We start from the raw sequence: 20,197 nt of genomic DNA on the forward strand, positions 1-20,197 counted from the left end.
GATCAGTTCCCGCCCGTGGCGGGTGCGGTCTCGCGCGTCGCCAGTCGGGTGCCGGTATCGAGGCTCCCCCGCTTGGTGCCCTTCACTTCGCCGGTGTTGTTGTCGATCGTGACCTCGACGGCCGTGACGGCGGCGCCGGGCTTCACCATCTGCGCGCCCTCGACGATGATGCGGTCGCCATCCTTGACGCCGGACGTGGCCAGCCAGTTGTTGCCGACATTGCTGGAGACCGCGAGTGTGCGTTGTTCGACCTTGCCTTCGGCGGTGATGAACATGCCGGTGGCTTCGCCCTTGGTGTTGCGGGTGATGGCCCGCTGCGGAATGGCAAAGCTGTTCTCGGCGATGCCCTGCTCGATCACGGCGCGGGCGTAGGTGCCCGGCAACAGGATGCGATCGGGGTTGGGAAATTCCGCGCGCAGCGCGAAGGTGCCGGTGGTCTGGCTGACATTCGACTCGGCAAAGGCCATCTTGCCGGTGTGATTATAGGTGGTGCCGTTTTCCAGCTTCAGCTTGACGCTGACATCGGCGCCGTCGAACTTGATGCGCCCTTCGCTGACCGCCTGCCGCCAGTTCAGCAGGTTGGTGCTGGATTCCGTGACATCGACATAGATCGGATCGAGCGTGCGGATGGTTGTCAGCGCGGTGGTCTGGCTGGCCGTCACCAGCGCACCCGGCGTCAGCGACGATCGGTCGATGCGGCCGCTGATCGGCGCCTCGATCCTGGTATAAGCGAGATTGAGACGCGCGGTATCGACGCTGGCATTGTTGGACGCCACATCGGCCTTGACCTGCGCCAGCGCGGCCACGGAATCGTCGAGGTCCTGCTTGCTGACGGCGTTCTGCTTGATCAGTGTGCGATAGCGCTCGAGCTTGGCTTCGGCATTGGGCACGGCGGCCTCGGCCTTCTGCAAGGCGGCCACGGCGCTGTCGAGCGCGGCCTGGTAGGCGGCGGGATCGATCTGGTACAGCATGTCGCCGGCCTTGACCTCGCTGCCTTCCTTGAACAGCCGCTCCTTGATGATGCCGTTCACCTGCGGGCGGACCTCCGCGACCAGCGAGGCCGTGGTGCGGCCCGGCAGTTCCGACGTGATCGCGATCGATTGCGGGCGCAACGTGACGACGCTGACCTCGGCGCGCGGCGGCGCGCCAGCGTTCTTCGCGGCCTTGTCGCCGCCATCGCCGCATCCGGCCAGCAGCAACAAGGAGAGGCCGGCGATGCAGGCTTTGGCGTATCGGCCGCGGATAAACAGAAAATATGCGGCCATGCGCGGGAGGACCTTGCGATTACAGTACGGTACAGTACTAGTATTGGCCGAAGGCGCCCGGGTCAATCTAGGTTTGATTGCTGTCGGTATCACAAGGCTGTTAGAGTCACGAAATGGACACGAATGCGAAAGCACCCACGGCGATTGCGGTGCCCCGTCACCGCGGACGGCCGAAGCTGGTATCCGACGACACGCAGCGGTCGTTGATCGCCGACGGTGCGCGTCAATTGTTCATTGAAAAGGGCTATGGCCGGACCACGACGGACGACGTTGCCGCACGCTGCAAGATTTCAAAACAGACGTTGTACCGGCTGTTTCCCGGCAAGCCCGCGCTTTTCGCCGCGGTGGTGGACGCGCATCGCTACAGCATGCTGGCGCTGCCGGGCGACTACGACGACTTGCCGATCGATCAGGCCCTGCAGCAGATTTTCCGGATCGACATCGATCCGCAGTCGGAACGCGACAATCTCGCCTTGCTGAGGCTGGTGATGGTGGAATCGCAGCAGCACCCGGAACTCGAGGAACTGCTGTTCCGCTACGGCGCCGAAAAGGCGCGCGCCGATCTCGCGAAATGGCTCAAGGCACGGTGCAAGCGTGAGCGGATCGAACTCCGTGACGCCAACAGCGCGGTCCATATCCTGCTCGACATGATCTTCGGTCCGATGGTGCTCAAGCTCGACGCGGCGGTGGCGCGGAGACGCCCACCGAAACGCCAGGATCATATCCGGCGCTGCATCTCGATCTTCCTGTATGGCATCAGCGGAAACGACAGCGGCCGAAGCAACGCCTGATGGCGAAGGCTTCGGCCGCGAATGATGCGAAAGACGCTGTTACAGCGTCACTTCGCCTTCCTCGGTGCCTTCCCAATAGGTGATGCGCCGGGCCTTCACCTTGATCAGCACGATACCGGGCGTATCGATACCCTTTTCGAACCACTTGTCGAGATCGGGCGTCCAGTGCTTCTCGAAGGCGGCCCTGTCACGGATCAGTTCGGCGTTGCCCTCGACGGCCACGTAGAGCCCGGAGCCGCTGAACCATCCGCCTGGTGCGGAAAATCCGAGCGCCACTTTGGGGTCGGCGGTGATATCGGACACCGCGCGTGCCTGCTCATAGGTGAAGTAATATGACGTGCCGTCATAGCTGACGTCGCCGTTATTGCTCATCGGCCGATTGGCAATTTCGCCATTCTCGGTGTGCGTCGACAGGATCGCGATGTCGATCCCGGCCATCTTGTCGGCGACCTCGGCCAGCGTCTTCTTGTTCATCTCGGTTCTCCATGTTGCGCCGATCAACGGCGCCGAAGCCCGCCGGTTCCCGTGAAGCTCAAAGTCGCTCGAGCGTCGCCGGGTCGCGCTGGCCGCCATAGAACCGCGCCAGCGCCTCGTCGAACATGCCGTCCGCGGCGACGGCATCGAACGGCGTCATGCACGATCGAAACTTGATATCGTCCGGCGAGCCGAAGATGGCGTTGGCGGTGCTGTCGGACACGGCGAGAACGGCCTGCGTGCACTCGCGCAGCCGCGGGCCCAGAACATCATGCGCGACGTAGGCCTTTGCTTCGTCACGCGATGCGACCGCGTAATGCCGCGCCATCGCACTGTGGCCGAGGCCGGCGATCTGCGGAAACACGAACCACATCCAGTGAGTACGCTTGCGGCCGGCGCGCAATTCACCGAGCGCGGTGGCGTATATGTCCGTCTGGGCCTCGACGAAACGCTGCAGGTCGCCGTCCGTCATGTGAAATCCGTGAAATCCTCAAACAACGCTCGAACGTAGCATGAGATGAATCGTTCCTGCGCAGGGGCAGCAGGCGCCACCCAGGCTGCGCATGCGTGGACCTCCGCCCGCGCCCGGCTTCAGGTCGTCCCGACGGTCGCACGACGGCCGCCCCGGCTTCCGGTGCTGCGACCGAAAGCCTGGAAATTGACTCTGGCGAAACTCCATGCTGCCATGCAATATCATGACAGTATTATTCGGCTGGGGAGACGGCATAATGAAGTTGATTAGCATTTCCGCGGCGGCGATGCTCGCCGCTCTGGTGGCCACGCCGGCGATGGCGCAGACCAAGGTGACCATCGCCATTTCCGGCTGGACCGGTTTCGCCCCGCTGACGCTGGCCAAAGAGGCGGGCATTTTCGCCAGGAATGGCCTCGACGTCACCATCAAGAAAGTCCCGCAGGCCAGCCGTCACCTCGCCATCGCGTCCGGCGACGTACAATGCGCAGCGACCACGGTCGAGACCTGGGTGGTCTGGAATGCCAACGGCGTCGCCACCACGCAGTTGTTCCAGCTCGACAAATCCTATGGCGCCGACGGCATGGCCGTACGCGGCACCACCGGCTCGATCAAGGACCTGAAAGGCAAGACCGTCGCCGCGTCCGCGCCCGGTACCGCGCCATATTTCACGCTGGCCTGGTTTCTGAAGAAGAACGGCATGTCGGTGAAGGACGTCAGCGTCGTCAACATGGAGCCCGGCCCGGCCGCGCAGGCCTTCATCGCCGGGCAGAACGATGCCGCGATGACCTATGAGCCCTATCTCTCCGCGGTGCGCGAGAAGCCTGAAGCCGGCAAGATCATCGCCACCACGCTGGACTACCCGATGATCATGGACACGTTCGGCTGCACGCCGAAATTCATCGCGGATAATGAGGCCGCGGTGAAGGCGCTGACCAAGAGCTATTTCGAGGCCGTTGCCATGATCAAGTCGGATCAGGCGAAGTCTTATGAAATCATGGGCGCCGACGTGAAGCAGTCCGGCGAAAAATTCGGCGCCTCTGCGCAGTACCTGCGCTGGCAGGACCAGGAGCAGAACAAGAAGTTCTTCGCCGGCGAATTCCAGGCTTTCTCCAAGGAAGCCGCCGAACTGCTGCTCGAGATAGGCGTGATCAAGGAAATCCCGGATCTCACCAAGATCGTCGACACGCGGTTCATCCAGTAATCACCGGCCCCATCGCCGTCATTGCGAGCGAAGCGAAGCAATCCAGTTGCTTCGCTTCGCTGCTTTCTGGATTGCTTCGTCGCAAGGGCTCCTCGCAATGACGAATTCACCCGCAGATCATAAATCATGAAACCTCTCGCCCCCGTTTCCTCCTCCGCGCGTGTCGTGCTCGGCATCTCGTTCTTCGTGCTGTTCGTCGCCGCGTGGTCCTATGCGACCTTCGGCGGCTTCGTCTCGAAAACCTTCCTCGCCAACCCTCTCACCATGCTGAATGACGGCTGGTGGCTGCTGACCAAACAGGGCTTCCTGTTCGACATCGGCATGACGATCTGGCGGGTGATCGGCGGCTTCGTGCTGGCGGCGCTGGTCGCGGTGCCGCTCGGCATCCTGATGGGCGCCTACAAGCCGGTCGAAGCCTTCCTCGAGCCCTTCGTATCGTTCGCCCGCTATTTGCCGGCCTCCGCCTTCATTCCGCTGCTGATCCTGTGGGCCGGGATCGGCGAGTTGCAGAAACTGCTGGTGATCTTCATCGGCTCGGTATTCCAGATCATCCTGATGGTCGCGGTCACCGTAGGCAGCGTGCGCCGTGACCTCGTCGAGGCCTCGCTGACGCTCGGCGCGCGTGATGTCGGCGTGCTCCGGCGCGTGCTGATTCCCTCGGCGGCGCCGGGCATCGCCGAGATCCTGCGCCTCGTGCTCGGCTGGGCCTGGACCTATGTCATCGTCGCCGAACTGATCGGCTCGTCCTCGGGCATCGGTCACATGATCATCGACAGCCAGGCGCTGCTGGCGACCGGGCAGATCATCTTCGGAATCATCGTGATCGGTATCATCGGGCTAATCTCGGACTACGCCTTCAAGGCCGCCAACCGCGCGATGTTCCCGTGGAGCGTCCTGTGAGCAAGCTGGTCATCGAGAACGTCTCGCGCATCTTCCCCGCGGTGCGCGGCGGCACGCCCACGCGGGCGCTGGAGCCGGCCAACCTCGCGGTCGCCGACAACGACTTCGTCACCATTCTCGGCCCCTCCGGCTGCGGCAAGTCGACGTTGCTGCGCATGGTGGCCGGGCTGGACACGCCGACCACCGGCCACATCCTGCTCGACGGCAAGGCCATTACCGGCCCCGGCGCCGACCGCGGCATGGTGTTCCAGTCCTACACGCTGTTCCCCTGGCTGACGGTGTCGGAGAACATCTCGTTCGGGCTGCGCGAGCGCGGCGTCTCGTTGCGCGAACGCAATGCGATCGCCGCCGAATGGCTCGACAAGGTCGGCCTCACCAGCTTTGCGCATCATTTTCCGAAACAGCTCTCCGGCGGCATGCAGCAGCGTACCGCGATCGCCCGCGCACTCGCCAACAGCCCGAAAATCCTGCTGCTCGACGAGCCGTTCGGCGCGCTCGACAACCAGACCCGCGCCTTGATGCAGGAACTGTTGCTCGGCATCTGGGAGCGCGAGCGCAAGACCGTGATTTTCGTCACCCACGATATCGAGGAGGCGGTGTTTCTCGCCTCCCGCGTGGTGGTGATGTCGGCGCGACCCGGCCGCATCAAGGCCGATGTCGCCGTCGATCTGCCGCATCCGCGGCACTACACGATCAAGACCAGCCCGGAATTCTCGGCATTGAAGGCAAGGTTGACGGAAGAGATCCGCGTCGAGGCCGTGCTGGCCGCAGAAGCGCATTAGACGGTTGACTTATTCTTGAGCTGATCGCCGTCGGCCAAGTTCATCCCACCTCTCCCCGCTGGTGAGAGGTGACCTGAGCGCCGCTACTTCTTGTCCAGCATCTCCCGGATCTTTGCCGCCAGCGTCGCCTGCGGAATCGGTTTTTGCAGCAGCGACACGCCGGCATCCAGTCGCCCGTTGTGCACGATGGCGTTGCGGGAATAGCCGGTCATGAACAGCACCCTCAACCCCGGCTGGCGCTTTTGCATCTCTCCGGCGAACTGGCGGCCGTTCATGCCGGGCATCACGACGTCCGTGAGAAGCAAATCGATCGGCGACGGGTCGCGTTCGAAGTCGGACAGCGCCTGATCGGCATTCGGTGCGAAGCGGATGCGGTAGTCCAGCCCCTCCAGCGTCTCGACCAGGTAGGCGCGCACGTCCGGATCGTCTTCCACCACCATGATGGTCTCATGGCCGCTTCCGCCGATCACCACGCTGTCGGTCTCGATCGCCGCTTCCGCCGTTTTCCGGCTGCGCGGGAGATAGATCTTGATGGTCGTACCGAGGCCTGCCTCGCTGTAGATCTTGACGTGCCCGCCGGACTGCTTGACGAAGCCGTAGACTTGGCTGAGGCCGAGACCGGTGCCGAGGCCAGGTTCCTTGGTCGTGAAGAACGGATCGAAGGCGCGCTCCTGCACCTCCTTCGGCATGCCGGGGCCGGTATCGCTCACGGCAATCTGGACATATTGACCGACCGGCAGATCGGCATGCTGCTGCGCGTAGGCTTCGTCGATGAAGGCGTTGCTGGTCTCGATCGTCAGGCTGCCGCGGTCCGCCATGGCGTCGCGCGCGTTGACGACGAGGTTGAGGATGCCGGCTTCCATCTGACCGCGATCGACCTCGACCTGCCACAGCCCGGCGCCGCCGACGATTTCCAGCTCGATGTTTTCGCTGAGCGTGCGCTGGAAGAAGTCCGACATGCCCTGCAGCAACTGGTTGACATTGATCGGCTTCGGATCGAGCGGCTGGCGTCGTGCGAAGGCCAGCAGGCGCTGCGTCAGGACGATCGCGCGCTGCGCGCCGCCCGCGGCGCTGGCGATCACGCGCCTGAGGCGCGCTTGCGAGCCATCGGTCCAGTTGTTGACGGTGCGTTCGGCGATTTCGAGATTGCCGATGATGATGGTCAGAAGGTTGTTGAAATCATGCGCGACGCCGCCGGTGAGGTGGCCGATCGCTTCCATCTTCTGCGATTGACGCAGCATGTCCTCGGCCTCGCGGCGATAGCGGCCTTCCTCGACCAGCGCCAGTTGGGCTTCGTGCAATTGCGCCGGCGACGGAATCGCCAGCAGCCGCGGCAGCAGCGGCCAAAGGATTGCTGCCGTGATCACGGATGCGACCGCGGTGATCGCCTTGACGATGCCCTGAATTCCGTAGATCGGCACCCACAGCGTGATGATCGAAAGCACATGCGTGAGGCCGCAGGCCATGATGAAGATCGCAAAAGCCCAGAAGATCCAGCCGAACTCCACGTCGCGCCGCCGCATCACGAAGATCGTCAACACCACGGGGATCGAGAAGTAGGCCAGCGCGGTCAAGACATCGGAGCCGACATGCAGCCAGATCAGGCCGGGTTCCCACAACAGGCAGATGCCGTGCGGTGCAAAAAGGGAGGTGTCGAGAAGATTTTGGAAGAAGGCCCACATCATCGTGCTCAATTTTGGAACGGTGTCGAGCAAGCAGCGTGGACGGGAGCCGATGGAGCGTCAACCCGCGTCAGTCAGGCGACGGCCTTGGCCAGGTCACGAAGTGTGGAAATGATCTGATGGGAGAGATAGGGCTTGGCGATAAACACCCCGCCCGCCGGCAGATCGCCGTCGCGCATCTGGAAATGGCCGGACGTTGCCACGATCCGGATTGGCGGCCATCGGTTGGCCACGGCGTGCGCCAGCTTCAGTCCGTTCATCGAACCCGGCATGTCGATATCGGTAAAGATGACGGCGATATCCAGACGGGTCTCCAGCAATTTGATCGCTTCGTCGGCGTTCGGTGCTTCCAGAACTTTGAAGCCGGCCTCTTCGATCATTTCGGCAGCGTGCATCCGCAACAGCGTATCGTCTTCGACGACCAGGACCACTGGCCGCGATCTCGTGTTTCCGACGATGTCATTGTCGAGTGATTGCACTCCGCCTTCAGGTTTGGCGTGTGGCTTCGCATAAGTCATTTTTCAAATAGCCTTGGCTTGATATCCGAGCCATCGGCGTGCGCCTTTCGGCAGAAATCTCCGGTGACGTACGCGGACTAAGGCGTTGAGCGACCGATCGTTCCAGCCGGGGCCGATTAATCGACCGGGTGGTGCCGTGGTATCGTTGTTCGTGCCGGATGCCCGGCATCGGTACGGTCGCGTACAGTCTTGAACACGCCATGCGCGGTGGCGACGACACGGTCGCCGACGCAAACTTCGGTGCTCATGAAGATCAGGCTGCGGGTCGCGCGCAGCGCCTTCGGCCGCGAGATCATCAACTCCCCGATCCGCGCGGCATCGACGAAAAACGTGTCCATCTGTACGGTAGCCAGCGCATCGGCGCCGGACACGGCGCGTGCCGTCATCCCGCAACTACGATCCGCCAACGTCATCAGCACACCGCCCTGTACCACGCCGCGGCGGTTGCGGTGCTTGTCCCGACCGACGATCGCAAACTCATGGTCGGTGCCGACCATGCGGTGCCATACCGGCCCGACCAGATGAATGAAGCCGTCATCGTCCATGATGGACCAGCCGGCTTCCAGCAGCTCGGCATTTATGGCTTCGGTCATGCAATGTCCTTGGGGGAGCGTCGGAACGGGAGCCCGTTCTACAAAGGCCGGGGCAGGGTGCCTAGTGCGGCGGCCGCCGGGCTCGTGTAATCCATTCGCATGACGCATCCATTCACGTCCCATACGCGGCAGATGATTGCGGTCCGCGGTGCCGACTTTGTCCGCGCGGCGGAAGCGCCGCCTTCCGGTCTGAAGCAAGCGGCCGTCGCCATCGTGCTGGTCGAGGCCAGTGATGGCCGCGATACGGCGATGCTGCTGACCTTGCGGGCCTCCGGGCTGCGCGCCCATGGTGGCCAATGGGCCTTGCCGGGTGGCCGCTGCGATCCCGGCGAGACGGTCATCGACGCCGCCCTGCGAGAGCTGCATGAGGAACTCGGCCTGCGGCTGACGCCGGCCGATGTCATCGGCACGCTCGACGACTATCCGACGCGGTCGGGCTACCTCATCACGCCGGTTCTGGCGTGGGCACAGGACAGCCGCAGCCTCCTGCCCAATCCGCACGAGGTCGCCTCGGTACATCGCATCGCGCTGTCCGAGATCGCGCGGACGGAAGCGTTCGATTTCGTGACGATCCCGGAGAGCGAGCGCCGCGTCATCCGATACCGCCATGCCGGCCAGTTCATTCACGCGCCGACGGCGGCGCTGATCTACCAGTTCAGCGAGCTGCTCGCCGGCCGCGACACCCGCGTTGCCGACCTCGAGCAGCCAGTATTCGCCTGGAAATGACCGTGGCCTCCCGGCCCGCGACACGGTGTCGTGGCCGTGCCGGAACTCGTACTGGCAACACATTCTTCACCATGCTGCGCCAAGCTCTTTGAACCAACTTTTCCGGATTGGGCCGGCACGGAGAATCCGTGCGGCCCCATGAATTCGATGCGCGCCGCGCGCCAGCCTGACAGGTCCCATGCTTCATTCGCTTTGTTTACGGCTTGCTTCGGTTTCCCTTGTCCTGCTGCTGACCGCGCCGCAGGCCATGGCTTTCGACGTTTCCACGCTGCCGCCCGGCGTCGTGAATGCGATGGCCCAGCAGGCCTCGCCGCAGGCAATCGCCGATTACCGCCGGAAGCTGCAGGAATATCAGGAGGCCCGCGCGGCCTTCGATGCGGAAGCCGAGCCCTATTGGAGCGCGATCGCCGAGAAGCGCAAGATTCGCAACGCCAAGCGTCGCAGCGGCGAAGCGATCGGCCTAAATGATTACGTGCTGGAGCAGGCGCCGCTGTATGACGGACCGAAGCGCCCGGTCGATCCGCAGCCGGAGCCGGAAGAGCCCAGGGCGCCGCGCAAATCGCTGCCGGTGGTGGCCGATTTCCTGAAAGCTGCAGCCGAGCAATTCCAGTTCCGGCCGCAGCGCCCGGCCAGCGAACTCGAATTCAAGCGTGCCTATGCCCGCGCGGCCATCGAAGCCGGGCTGACCCGGGAGCAGGCGATACGGGTCTATGCGTTCGAGACCGGCGGCAACGGCAATCACGAGATGCAGTCCGGTCTCAGCGCCTCGCGTCCGGGGTCGCGCGCGATCTCGACGGCGATCGGCTACAACCAGTTGCTCACCACCAATACGCTGGTGCTGCTGGCGGAGCAGGGCCACCATATCATCAGCAAAATGACCGGCAGGGCGGCGAGCCTGCCGAGCCCGCAGCGCAAGGCAATGGAACAGAAGATCGCGGTGGTGAAGCGGATGGTGGCGTTCTCGCGCTCCATTCCGGGTAATTGGAGCGAGCATGAAAAGCTGGGGCGCACGCCGCAGGGCTGGGCGGTGCATGCGCTGGTGCTGGATGTCGATGTCGGCCCGTTGCTGCAGACCCACAAGCTGTTGACGTCGGTGCATTTCGCCCGGGCGAAGGGATATACAAGGCCGCTGACTGCCGCCGAGCTGGAGATGATGAATCTCACCGGCGACTCGACCGGCCTGGACATGGTGACGATGCCGATTGCGATGCGCGAGCGCGTGCCGACCGCGAATTTCTTCCAGCGCGGCGGCTATGAGCGAAATCCGGTGGCGATCCGCCACAACACGGTGGCCAAGCTGCTGGCGATCACCGACAGCCGGATGGACGCCAACAGCAATCTGCCGGGCGCCAGGGAATTGGCGTCGGCATTTTAATTGCGTCTTCGCTGATAGTCTAAGTAGCCCGGATGACAATCCGGGGCCGGCCTATCCTGTCTGCTCCCGGATTGCGCCGCCGCGCGCTGATGCGCGCGACGACTTCATCCGGGCTACGGATCACGTATTGCCGAAATCATCACCCGGCGTCACCGGCACGGGCGCGGCACCTTCCGGGCGCGGGCCGTGCGGACGACGACGGCGGCGCGGCGGGAAGCGTTCGCCGGCGGCGGCATCGAACGGCACCGGACCGTTCACCACCGGCTGCGGGCCGGTGATGAAGGACGGCAGCCGATCGACGCTGTCGCTGACCGGCATCGCCGGCTGGGGCTGCGGCTGGAATTGCGGCTGCGGTTGCGGCTGGTGCTGCGGACGTTCGGTCCGTTCGCGATGGTTGTTTTCGCGCGGCGCGTTGTTATCGCGGGGCTCACGCTGCTCGCGCGGCTGGTACTGCTGGTTTTCGCGCGGCTGATACGGTTGCTGCTCGCGCGGCGGCTGCGGATCGCGCGGCACGAAGGGCTGCGGCGGCGGCGTCACGAAGCCCGGTTCGGCGCCGAAATTCGAGAACGTCTCGCCGTCATCGTCACCGTCTTCCGAGGCCATCTCGTTCTCGGTGCGCGGCTGCGGCTGGTTCTGCCGGAACTGCTCCTGGGCGGCGGCGATCAGGCGGAAATAGTGTTCGGCGTGCTGATAGTAGTTCTCGGCGGCGACCGGGTCGCCGGAAGAACGCGCGTCGCGCGCCAGCTGGACGTATTTCTCGGCGACATGCGAGGCGGTGCCACGGATCTTGATATCGGGGCCGTTCGATTCGAACACCCGGGTCATCGGGTTCTGGCCGCGCCGATTGTTGTTGCTGTTGCTATTGTTGCTGCCGCCGCCGCTATTGCTGCTGCGGTTGTTGTTATTCCGCATCCGCTTGTTGTTATTATTCTGACCGTTTCTCATGTCTCGCCTTTATTACCGATCCAGGATTGTCGTCGAACGTGAAGTGATTAGAAAATTGTTGAACAGGTTTGCCGGACGCGGGCCGCGCCATGCGCCCGAATCGCCTTGCAGGTCATCGCTGCACCGAAATTGCCGCCCTTCGCGCTCAACAAACACGCGTTCTCCAACCGCCCGCCGATCGCGCTGGCCGGATCCATTCGTTCAATCTGCCGAAACAAGGTCAGGCTTTGCTGCGTGATTTCTGAAGTTCAAGTTCAGGCTTTCGTTCGCTTTGCGGTCGCAAGCAGGGCAGCTTTCTCAGCCATCGCGCTCAAATAGACCTGCCTGTTGGAACCATTACCCGGACGGGCTCTCTAGCGAGAATTTCTGGCGTCCACCACGAATTGCGGGGATAGCCAACCCTGTGCCGATGTTGTGTTCGGAAGGTAGTCTCTCCCCGGCGATATTCCAAGCAGTTTTTGGCGTTTTAGGGGGATTGGCGCGATTTTCGCGCCGAAACGGCACGCCGGATACCTCCCAGATCGGCCTTCGCCGGTCCGCTGAGCTGAAATCCGGTCGCTTGCAGCAAGCTTTCCACATCGTTGCTTTGGTTGTGTCCGACCTCGAACACTAGCCACCCGTCCGGCGCCAGCAGTGCCTCGGCCTGCGGCGCGATGATCCGATAGGCGTCGAGCCCGTCGGCGCCGCCGTCCAGCGCGCGGTGTGGATCATGGTCGCGCACCTCGGTGGCGAGGGTGTCGATTTCGGCGGAGCGGATATAGGGCGGGTTGGAGACGATCAAATCGAGGCCGGGCTGCAAGGCGGCGGCGTAGTCGCAGGTGACGAACGAACTGCGGTCGGCGAAGCCGAGCAGGCCGGCATTGCGGCGCGCCGTCAGCAGGGCTGCGAGATTGATATCGGTGCCGATGCCAGTCGCCTGCGGCAGCTCCGACAGCAGCGCCAGAAGGATCGCCCCGGAGCCGGTGCCGAGATCGGCGATGCGGAGCGGGGCACCACGTCGCCGGTCGGCGTCGATCGCCTCGAGCGCGGCCTCGACGATCGTTTCGGTATCGGGCCGCGGCACCAGCGTGTCGGCGGACAATTGCAGGGGCAGGCCCCAGAATTCCTTGACGCCGAGGATGCGCGCAATCGGTTCGCCGGACATGCGGCGAAGGGCAAAGGCTTGAAGATGCGCGGCCTCTTCTTCAATGAGGATGCGCTTGGCAGCGATCATCAGGCCGGTGAGATCGAGGTTGAGTACGCCACCGACCAGCAGCCGAGCGTCGAGGTCTGCGGACTCCACATCATGCGCGCGCAACTGCGCGGCGAGCTTACGACGGGCGTTTTCGACGCTTTGACCGGTGAGTGAATCAGCCACGCGCACCGCCTTTTCTTCCCTCTCCCCTTGTGGGAGAGGGTGGCCGCGCGATAGCGCGGACGGGTGAGGGGGCGCCGCAAACTCCGAGCCCAGCGATCCCCCTCATCCGTCGCGGACTTCGTCCGCGCCACCTTCTCCCACAAGGGGAGAAGGAAGGAAGAAAGAGAGGCGCTCGCTTGCTCACGCGTTGCCCTGTGCCGCGAGCTGCGCGGCCTGATGCTCGGTCGTCAGTGCCTCGGTCAGTTCGTGCAGCGCTTCGCCGGAGATCACCTGCGGCAGCTTGTAGAGCGTCAGGTTGATGCGGTGGTCGGTGACGCGGCCCTGCGGGAAATTATAGGTCCGTATCCGTTCAGAGCGGTCGCCGGAGCCGACCTTTTCCTTGCGCTCGGCGGAGCGCACCGAATCGATGCGCTGCTGCTCGGCATCGTAGATGCGCGAGCGCAAAATGTTCATCGCCGACGCCCGGTTCTTATGCTGCGAGCGGCTGTCCTGCATCATCACCTGCAGCCCGGTCGGGATATGGGTGATGCGGATCGCCGATTCGGTCTTGTTGACGTGCTGGCCGCCGGCGCCCTGCGCGCGCATCGTCTCGATGCGCAAATCCTCGTCGCGGATCGTGACATCGACTTCCTCGACTTCCGGCAGCACCGCCACGGTCGCCGCCGACGTATGGATGCGGCCCTGGGTCTCGGTATCCGGCACGCGCTGCACGCGGTGCACGCCCGATTCGAATTTCAGCTTGGCGAACGCGCCGCGGCCCTGGATCTCGACGATGATTTCCTTGTAGCCGCCCATCGTGCCTTCGGATTCAGATACCACCTCGACCTTCCAGCCCTGCAGCGCGGCGAAGCGTTCATACATGCGGAACAGGTCGCCGGCGAACAACGACGCCTCGTCGCCGCCGGTGCCGGCACGGATTTCCAGCACCACGTTGCGCTCGTCCATCGCGTCCTTCGGCAACAGCGCGACGCGGATTTCCTGCGCCAATTCCTGCGCGCGCGCTTCCAGCGTCGGGCGCTCGGCCTCCGCCATCTCGCGCATCTCGGCGTCGGTGGTGCTATCTGCAATCATCGCGTCGAGTTCGGCGACTTCCCGGGTGGCGGCGCGATAGGTCTTCACGGCTTCGATCAGCGGGTTGAGCTCGGCGAATTCGCGCGTCAGCTTGACGAAATTCTCGCCGCTCATCTGGCTCTGCAACTGGGATTCGAGCGAGGCATGATGCGCCAGCAGAATGTCGAGTTTGGCTTCGGGCAGGATGGACATGAGCAGGTCTCGGGCAGGTCTCGGAGTCGCGGAAAGGGCAGCGCGGCGGCAAGCGAGTGGAGCTTCGCTACAACGACAGTCCCTCGGCCTCGGCGAATTCCGTCAGCTTCTGGCGGATCGAGACGCTGCCGGAGGGCGCGTCGAGCAGCGGCTTCATCATCGCCTCCGCCCGGGCGGCGTCGAGTTCGAGGATTAGCGCCTTGACTGGGCCGTGCGACGTGGCCGACAGCGACAGCGAGCGATACCCCAATGCAACCAGCGCCAGCGCGCCGATCGGCGTCGATGCCATTTCGCCGCACAGCGACGCATGCTTCTTCGCCGCATTGGCCTTCTGCACGATCTCGCGCAGCGCGCGCAGCATCGGCGCCGACAGCGTGTCGAAGCGCTCTGAAACTTTGGCATTGCCGCGATCGACCGCGAACAGGAACTGGAACAGGTCGTTGGAGCCGACCGAGACGAAGTCGACCTTCGCCAGCAATTCGTCCATCTGGTAGAGCAGCGCCGGCACCTCGACCATGGTGCCGACGTCGATCCGCTCCGGCAGCGAATGGCCATGCTGGCGCAGATAGGTCAGTTCGCGCTCGATGATGCTCTTGGCCTGGTCGAATTCCGCGACTTCGGAAATCATCGGGAACATGATGCGCAGCGCGCGGCCGCCGCCGGCGCGCAGCAGTGCGCGGATCTGGCCGCGCAGCAGTCCGGGGCGATCGAGCCCGAGCCGGATCGCGCGCCAGCCGAGTGCCGGGTTCTCCTCGCTGATGGTCTCCATATAAGGCAGCGCCTTGTCGCCGCCGATATCCAGCGTGCGGAAGGTCACGGGCTTGGGGCCGGCAGCGTCGAGCACGGCGCGATACAACGCCAGCTGGTCGCTGGAGCGCGGCAGACTCTCGCCGACCATGAATTGCAGTTCGGTGCGGAACAGGCCGATGCCGGCCGATCCGGTGTCTTCGATGTGCGGCAGGTCGATGATCAGGCCGGCATTGATCATCAGATCGACCGGCTGGCCGTCGCGGGTGACGCAGGGCCGGTCGCGCAGCGCGGAATACTGCGCCTGGCGGCGGGCGCGAAACCGCACCCGTTCGGCATAGGCGGCTTCGATCTCTTGCGACGGCCGCACATAGATCGAGCCCGAGGTGCCGTCGACGATAATGGCGTCGCCGGGGTCGGCGATGCCCGGCGCGTTGGCCACTTCGCCGATCGCGGGAATGCCGAGGGCGCGCGCCACGATCGAGACGTGCGAATTGGCGGTGCCTTCTTCGAGAACCAGGCCGCGCAGCTTTTTGCGGTCATAATCCAGCAGCGCCGCCGGTCCCATCGAACGCGCGATCAGGATGGCGTTGTCGGGCATCTGGTCGCGCGACGGCGCGTGATCCTGGCCGACCAACTGCCGCATCAGGCGGTGGCCGAGGTCTTCGAGATCATGCAGCCGGTCGCGCAGATATGGATCGGTGGAGCGCAGCATCCGCGCGCGGGTGTCGGACTGCACGCGCTCGACCGCGGCTTCCGCGGTGAGGCCGGTGGCGACGGCTTCGTGCAGACGGTGCGACCAGCCGTGGTCATTGGCGAACATCCGGTAGGCTTCCAGCACGTCGCGGTGCTCGCCGCCCTCGGCGACGTCACCGCGCTCCAGCATGCGGTCGAGATCGGCGCGCAGCTTGGCCAGCGCCGTGTCGAGCCGCTTGATTTCCTTCGGCAGGTCCTCGGCGATGTAATTGGTGATGACGACGCGCGGCTCGTGCAGCACGACGTGGCCGAGCGCGATGCCATCGGAGAGAATCGCGCCGGTTTTGTGGATCGAATGTCGGGCGGCGGGCTCCTCGCCGGGCTGCGCCAGCGCCGACAACTCGCCCGAGGCGATCATCTCGGCCAGCACCATCGCGGTAGTCTGCAGCGCCTCGACTTCTTCCTCGACATAGGTGCGCTTGGCGCGGTTCTGCACCACCAGCACGCCGAGCGTATTGCCGGCGCGCAGGATCGGCACGCCGAGGAAGGAATGGTAAATTTCTTCGCCGGTTTCCGGGCGGAACGAGAATGCCGGATGGCTCTGGGCGTCGTTCAGGTTGAGCGGCGTGGCTTCCGACGACACCAGGCCGACCAGGCCCTCATGGGCGGTCAGCACGGTGCGATGCACGGCGTCGCGGTTCAAGCCTTCGGTGGCGTAGAGTTCCAGGGTATTGTCGACGCGCAGCACATAGGTCGAGCAGACCTCCGCCACCATATTGGCAGCGATCAGCACCACGATCTTGTCGAGCCGCTCCTGGGCGGAGACCTGCTCCGCCATGGTTTCGCGGAGCCGTCTCAGCAGGACGCGGGGGCCACCCGACGTGCTCCGCATGTGCCGAACCTCTCCCCGCAGGGCCGGCGTCGAAGGAATTTTCGTGCGCCAGCACTAAGCCTCAGAAAACAATAGAATTTTCACCATCACACCGCAACCGGCGTGAAAGCCCGACCGGATCAGGGTTCTTGAGACGGCGCCCATGGTCGCTATGGCCGCCGATAAGGGGCGTATAGCGAATTAAAGCTTGCTTTGCCAAGCAAAACGCCGGGTATGGTTTGGGGAGTGTCTAGAGCGACTGGAATTCGCCCGCACCCACCGTCCTCATGGTGAGGAGCGCGCCCGTTGGCGCGCGTCTCGAACCATGGGAGCTTGGCGCCATCCTTCGAGACGCGGTCGAAGACGACCGCTCCTCAGGATGAGGGAGAGCTTGTGGAGATGGACAAGCCCGTCATGGCCGGGCTCGTCCGGCCATTCACGATGTTCCGCGCGGCTGTGGATGCCCGGCACAAGGCAGGGTGCCATCCGATTGTAGAGCATTGCACGGGGCTGCAAAAGGCGATCCTTAACCATTTGGAATGGCTCATAATTCTACCGGGGCGATTGCAAGAGGCTGCGCAGGACTGCATGCTATAGCCGTATTCCTGTAGCCCTGGATGGTAGCCCCCGCAATGGCCACTCGGACCCTGACCGACAAGTTTGTGCAGAACCTCAAGAGCGCGCCCGCAGGCAAGCGGGTCGAGTATTGGGATAAGATCGTCCACGCTTTCGGAGTGCGCGTCACCGACAAGGGTGCAAAGACGTTCGTCGTTTACACCCGCTTTCCTGGCTCGCGCATTCCCACGCGAAGGCGCATCGGCAACGCCAGCAAGCTGTCGCTCATCGAGGCCCGGAAGAAGGCCCGAAAGTGGATCGAGCAGATCGAACTCGGCAATGACCCGCGCGATCAGGAGCGTGCCGCTCGCGCTGAGAAATCTCGAAACAAGAAGAACAACTTCGGGATGGTCGCAGAGGACTGGTTCAACATTGTGCTCAAGAGCCAGCGTAAGGGCTTCGAGGTCGAGAGCGACGTTCGGCGTGAGTTCGTAAAGCCGTGGGGCAAGCGGCCGATCACCAGCATCACCGAGGACGAGATCGCGGCGCTTATCATGGCCAAGGCGGCCAAGACGCCCGGCCAGGCGCGGAACCTGCTGGGATACGCCAAGCGACTTTTCCGCTGGGCTGTGGGCCGGCGCAGCATTTACGGTCTCTCGCACTCCCCGGCAGTGCTGCTGCGAGCCGAGGACCTGATCGGAAAGAAGACCATCAGGCGGCGTGTACTCTCGGACGAGGAAATTCGGCTTGTGTGGTCTGCGGCAGAAGCCACCGAGTACCCATACGGCCCGCTCTTCAAGATGCTGCTGCTAACCGGCCAGCGAAAGTCCGAGGTTGGTGATGCTCGGTGGTCAGAGTTCGACCTCGCGAAGAAGCTATGGACCATACCTGCCGAACGCATGAAAATGGAGTCGGCGCACGTTGTGCCGCTGGCCGAGGACGTCGTGGCACTGCTCGCGGTGCTGCCTCGCTTCGCAGGCGGTGATCACGTCTGGTCGACGACCTTCGGCACAACGCCGGTCAACGGCTTTAGCAAGGCCAAGGAGCGCCTGGACAAGATGCTGCCCGCCACGATGGGCAAGGCAGGCACCCCGTGGGTGATACATGACCTGCGTCGCACAATGCGCACTGGCCTGTCGGCGCTGCCCATCGCAGACCGGGTTCGTGAGCTGATGATCGCCCATGCGCAGCCCGGCATGCACCAGATCTACGACCAATACTCGTACTTGGACGAGAAGCGGAAGGGCTTCGCACTCTGGGCGGTGGCACTGCGGACCATTGTGAGCGCCTGACGAGCAAATCCAATAAAGCTTCTAAAAGTTGGTGTGCGCAGGCCACATTGACGAATTTTGTCTGATAATTGGATAGCTCCCTCAAGCAGGAGCGCCCAAAATGCAGATCGAAACGGCCATCTACTGGATTACCGAGCGTGAAGCCATTCGCAAGCGGCGTGAAGCGGGAGACGTCCAACCTTGGACAAAAGATCCCATACTCAATAGCTTTAGGTTTTGTAATGTGCGTCGGGAAGATGACGCGGTGACGCGTTACATCGCCGCAAACTGGCGCGCACCACATGCAGACAACCCAAATCTCTGGTTTGCAATGGCTGTTGCACGGTTCATCAATTGGCCGGCCACACTCCACGAACTCGGATTTCCAGAAACTTGGGATCGCGACCATTTCAAGACGGTGCTCACGGCGCGGATGCAACGCGGCGAAAAGGCATTTGGCCCGGCTTATGTCATTCCCAACGGCGGCAGCAGCAAGCCAAAGGTCGACTATCTCGCCGATAATATTCTACACCGCTTGTGGCAAGCTCGTGAGCACATGTCTCCGCGACCCGGCATCTCGCTTGCGTCCTATTGCGCTCGCCTAATGGACTTCAACGGCGTTGGCGCATTCATGGCGGCGCAGGTGATTGCCGACTTGAAGTACGTCGGGCCGTTGCGCTTAGCACCAGATTGGATTTCGTTTGTGATCAGCGGCCCTGGCAGTCGTCGCGGACTGAACCGCATCATGGGCCGCACGGTTGACTCCCCATGGACGGAGTCGGCTTGGCAGACAGCCTTCCGCCGGTTCGAGGCGTCCATCAGACCCGAGCTCGAACGTATTGGTCTTGCTGACCTGCATTGCCAGGACCTGCAAAATTGCCTCTGCGAGATCGACAAATTCCTTCGAGGCCGATCAGGTGAAGGCAAGCCAAAACGTCGGTTTGTCCCTACAAAAGCGGCGCAAGAAAAAATAGAGTAAGCAGCGGAACATTGCAGCCGGCCATGGCTTGTCATACGCACTTTCGCAGTTTGGAGAGATCACATGAAGCGGGCAATCATCGCAGTCGCTGCCGCTGGGTTAATTGGACTGGGTTTGATGTTACCTGCATCGGCGATGCCTGTCGGCCAGCTAACACATTCTTCGATCGCCTCGAGCGACGTGATCCAAGTGCGGGGCGGCCATGGACATGGTGGCCATTTCGGAATGGGCCGCGGCGGACGTGGCCACCACTACGGCTGGGGTCGCGGACGCGGACACCATTACGGCTGGACCCGCGGTCGGCATCGGGGTTGGCGCTAAGCAGTTACCAACTACTTTTTTAATGGAGAGACTAATGAAAAAGCTTATTTTATCGATCGCCGCGGCGACCAGTTTGCTGACCACGGCGGCGTTTGCGGCGCCACTCAGCCCCGCCTCCGTGGGCAACGACACTGGCATCAGCACCGAACAGGTACGGCTGGTGTGCGACGAATACGGCCGCTGTTATCGCACCCGTGGCCCGCGCTACGTGCAGCGCGGTTACGGATATGGCGGCGGCTATGATCGGGGTTACATGGGTCGCGACTATGACCGGGGTTACGAGCGCCGCGGCTATGGCGGCGACGGCCCAAGCATCGGCTTCAGCTTCGGCGGCGGTCGCGGCTGGTAACGAGGACACATCTTCTGCTTTATGCCCAAAACGAAAGGCCGCCCCCAAGGGCGGCCTTTTTGGT

Annotated in this window: 20 protein-coding genes; 10 read left to right on the top strand and 10 right to left on the bottom strand. The window is 63.4% G+C overall.

Annotated elements, in window-relative coordinates; all coding sequences use genetic code 11:
- Positions 1–2: 2 nt before the first annotated feature.
- A complete protein-coding gene (locus tag FNL56_RS03755; RefSeq protein WP_143581781.1) occupies positions 3–1,265 on the bottom strand; it encodes an efflux RND transporter periplasmic adaptor subunit in 1,263 nt (420 codons plus the stop codon).
- A 113-nt stretch (positions 1,266–1,378) separates the two neighbouring features.
- Between FNL56_RS03755 and FNL56_RS03760 the strand changes: the two genes are divergently transcribed.
- Positions 1,379–2,056 (top strand): TetR/AcrR family transcriptional regulator, encoded by a 678-nt coding sequence (locus tag FNL56_RS03760; protein ID WP_143571660.1) that lies wholly within the window; start codon positions 1,379–1,381, stop codon positions 2,054–2,056.
- Between the two features lie 39 nt (positions 2,057–2,095).
- Here the strand turns inward: FNL56_RS03760 and FNL56_RS03765 are convergent, their stop codons facing one another.
- Entirely contained in the window at positions 2,096–2,530 is a 435-nt protein-coding gene (locus tag FNL56_RS03765; protein WP_143571661.1) for a pyridoxamine 5'-phosphate oxidase family protein, read from the bottom strand.
- Between the two features lie 58 nt (positions 2,531–2,588).
- Entirely contained in the window at positions 2,589–3,002 is a 414-nt protein-coding gene (locus FNL56_RS03770) for a DUF1810 domain-containing protein (RefSeq protein ID WP_143581782.1), read from the bottom strand.
- A gap of 256 nt (positions 3,003–3,258) precedes the next feature.
- Here FNL56_RS03770 and FNL56_RS03775 point away from each other — a divergent pair, with 256 nt between their 5' ends.
- The 3 genes from FNL56_RS03775 to FNL56_RS03785 all read left to right on the top strand — a co-directional run bounded on the left by FNL56_RS03775 (position 3,259) and on the right by FNL56_RS03785 (position 5,885).
- Positions 3,259–4,203 carry an ABC transporter substrate-binding protein gene (locus FNL56_RS03775; RefSeq protein WP_143571663.1) on the top strand — a complete coding sequence of 315 codons (945 nt, stop codon included), beginning with the start codon at positions 3,259–3,261 and terminating at the stop codon, positions 4,201–4,203.
- 126 nt (positions 4,204–4,329) lie between these two features.
- Entirely contained in the window at positions 4,330–5,103 is a 774-nt protein-coding gene (locus tag FNL56_RS03780) for an ABC transporter permease (protein ID WP_143571664.1), read from the top strand.
- Entirely contained in the window at positions 5,100–5,885 is a 786-nt protein-coding gene (locus tag FNL56_RS03785; protein ID WP_143571665.1) for an ABC transporter ATP-binding protein, read from the top strand. The genes FNL56_RS03780 and FNL56_RS03785 overlap by 4 nt, the downstream gene beginning before the upstream one ends.
- A gap of 83 nt (positions 5,886–5,968) precedes the next feature.
- Here the strand turns inward: FNL56_RS03785 and FNL56_RS03790 are convergent, their stop codons facing one another.
- The 3 genes from FNL56_RS03790 to FNL56_RS03800 form a co-directional block, all read right to left on the bottom strand.
- Positions 5,969–7,570: a response regulator gene (locus FNL56_RS03790; RefSeq protein ID WP_368039330.1), complete on the bottom strand. Its 1,602-nt coding sequence runs from the start codon at positions 7,568–7,570 to the stop codon at positions 5,969–5,971.
- 71 nt (positions 7,571–7,641) lie between these two features.
- Complete coding sequence (locus FNL56_RS03795) at positions 7,642–8,085, bottom strand: response regulator (protein WP_143577499.1); 444 nt, start codon at positions 8,083–8,085, stop codon at positions 7,642–7,644.
- 116 nt (positions 8,086–8,201) lie between these two features.
- On the bottom strand, positions 8,202–8,678 hold the full coding sequence (locus FNL56_RS03800; protein ID WP_143577500.1) for a PaaI family thioesterase: 477 nt from the start codon (positions 8,676–8,678) through the stop codon (positions 8,202–8,204).
- Between the two features lie 99 nt (positions 8,679–8,777).
- Between FNL56_RS03800 and FNL56_RS03805 the strand changes: the two genes are divergently transcribed.
- Positions 8,778–9,404, top strand: coding sequence for an NUDIX hydrolase (locus FNL56_RS03805; RefSeq protein ID WP_143571668.1), 627 nt, complete (start codon positions 8,778–8,780; stop codon positions 9,402–9,404).
- Between the two features lie 247 nt (positions 9,405–9,651).
- Positions 9,652–10,779, top strand: a complete 1,128-nt coding sequence (locus FNL56_RS03810) for a hypothetical protein (RefSeq protein ID WP_441351290.1) — start codon at positions 9,652–9,654, stop codon at positions 10,777–10,779.
- 120 nt (positions 10,780–10,899) lie between these two features.
- Here FNL56_RS03810 and FNL56_RS03815 read toward each other — a convergent pair whose 3' ends face one another.
- Entirely contained in the window at positions 10,900–11,724 is an 825-nt protein-coding gene (locus FNL56_RS03815; protein WP_143577502.1) for a DUF4167 domain-containing protein, read from the bottom strand.
- A 105-nt stretch (positions 11,725–11,829) separates the two neighbouring features.
- Here FNL56_RS03815 and FNL56_RS03820 point away from each other — a divergent pair, with 105 nt between their 5' ends.
- Positions 11,830–12,042 (top strand): hypothetical protein, encoded by a 213-nt coding sequence (locus tag FNL56_RS03820; RefSeq protein WP_143578782.1) that lies wholly within the window; start codon positions 11,830–11,832, stop codon positions 12,040–12,042.
- A 148-nt stretch (positions 12,043–12,190) separates the two neighbouring features.
- Here FNL56_RS03820 and prmC read toward each other — a convergent pair whose 3' ends face one another.
- The 3 genes from prmC to ptsP all read right to left on the bottom strand — a co-directional run bounded on the left by prmC (position 12,191) and on the right by ptsP (position 16,679).
- Positions 12,191–13,081: a peptide chain release factor N(5)-glutamine methyltransferase gene (prmC, locus tag FNL56_RS03825; protein WP_143571672.1), complete on the bottom strand. Its 891-nt coding sequence runs from the start codon at positions 13,079–13,081 to the stop codon at positions 12,191–12,193.
- 180 nt (positions 13,082–13,261) lie between these two features.
- The gene (gene prfA / locus FNL56_RS03830) at positions 13,262–14,344 is read right to left on the bottom strand and encodes a peptide chain release factor 1 (RefSeq protein WP_143571673.1); all 1,083 of its coding nucleotides are present in this window, start codon (positions 14,342–14,344) and stop codon (positions 13,262–13,264) included.
- 67 nt (positions 14,345–14,411) lie between these two features.
- Complete coding sequence (ptsP, locus tag FNL56_RS03835) at positions 14,412–16,679, bottom strand: phosphoenolpyruvate--protein phosphotransferase (protein WP_143571674.1); 2,268 nt, start codon at positions 16,677–16,679, stop codon at positions 14,412–14,414.
- A 611-nt stretch (positions 16,680–17,290) separates the two neighbouring features.
- Between ptsP and FNL56_RS03840 the strand changes: the two genes are divergently transcribed.
- From FNL56_RS03840 to FNL56_RS03850, 3 genes are all read left to right on the top strand, one after another.
- The gene (locus tag FNL56_RS03840; RefSeq protein ID WP_168202850.1) at positions 17,291–18,505 is read left to right on the top strand and encodes a tyrosine-type recombinase/integrase; all 1,215 of its coding nucleotides are present in this window, start codon (positions 17,291–17,293) and stop codon (positions 18,503–18,505) included.
- 100 nt (positions 18,506–18,605) lie between these two features.
- A complete protein-coding gene (locus FNL56_RS03845) occupies positions 18,606–19,463 on the top strand; it encodes a nucleotide kinase domain-containing protein (RefSeq protein ID WP_143577505.1) in 858 nt (285 codons plus the stop codon).
- 355 nt (positions 19,464–19,818) lie between these two features.
- Positions 19,819–20,133: a DUF4148 domain-containing protein gene (locus FNL56_RS03850; protein WP_210245459.1), complete on the top strand. Its 315-nt coding sequence runs from the start codon at positions 19,819–19,821 to the stop codon at positions 20,131–20,133.
- Positions 20,134–20,197 lie beyond the last annotated feature (64 nt).

This window comes from Tardiphaga sp. vice304 (assembly GCF_007018905.1).
Taxonomy (GTDB): Bacteria; Pseudomonadota; Alphaproteobacteria; order Rhizobiales; family Xanthobacteraceae; genus Tardiphaga.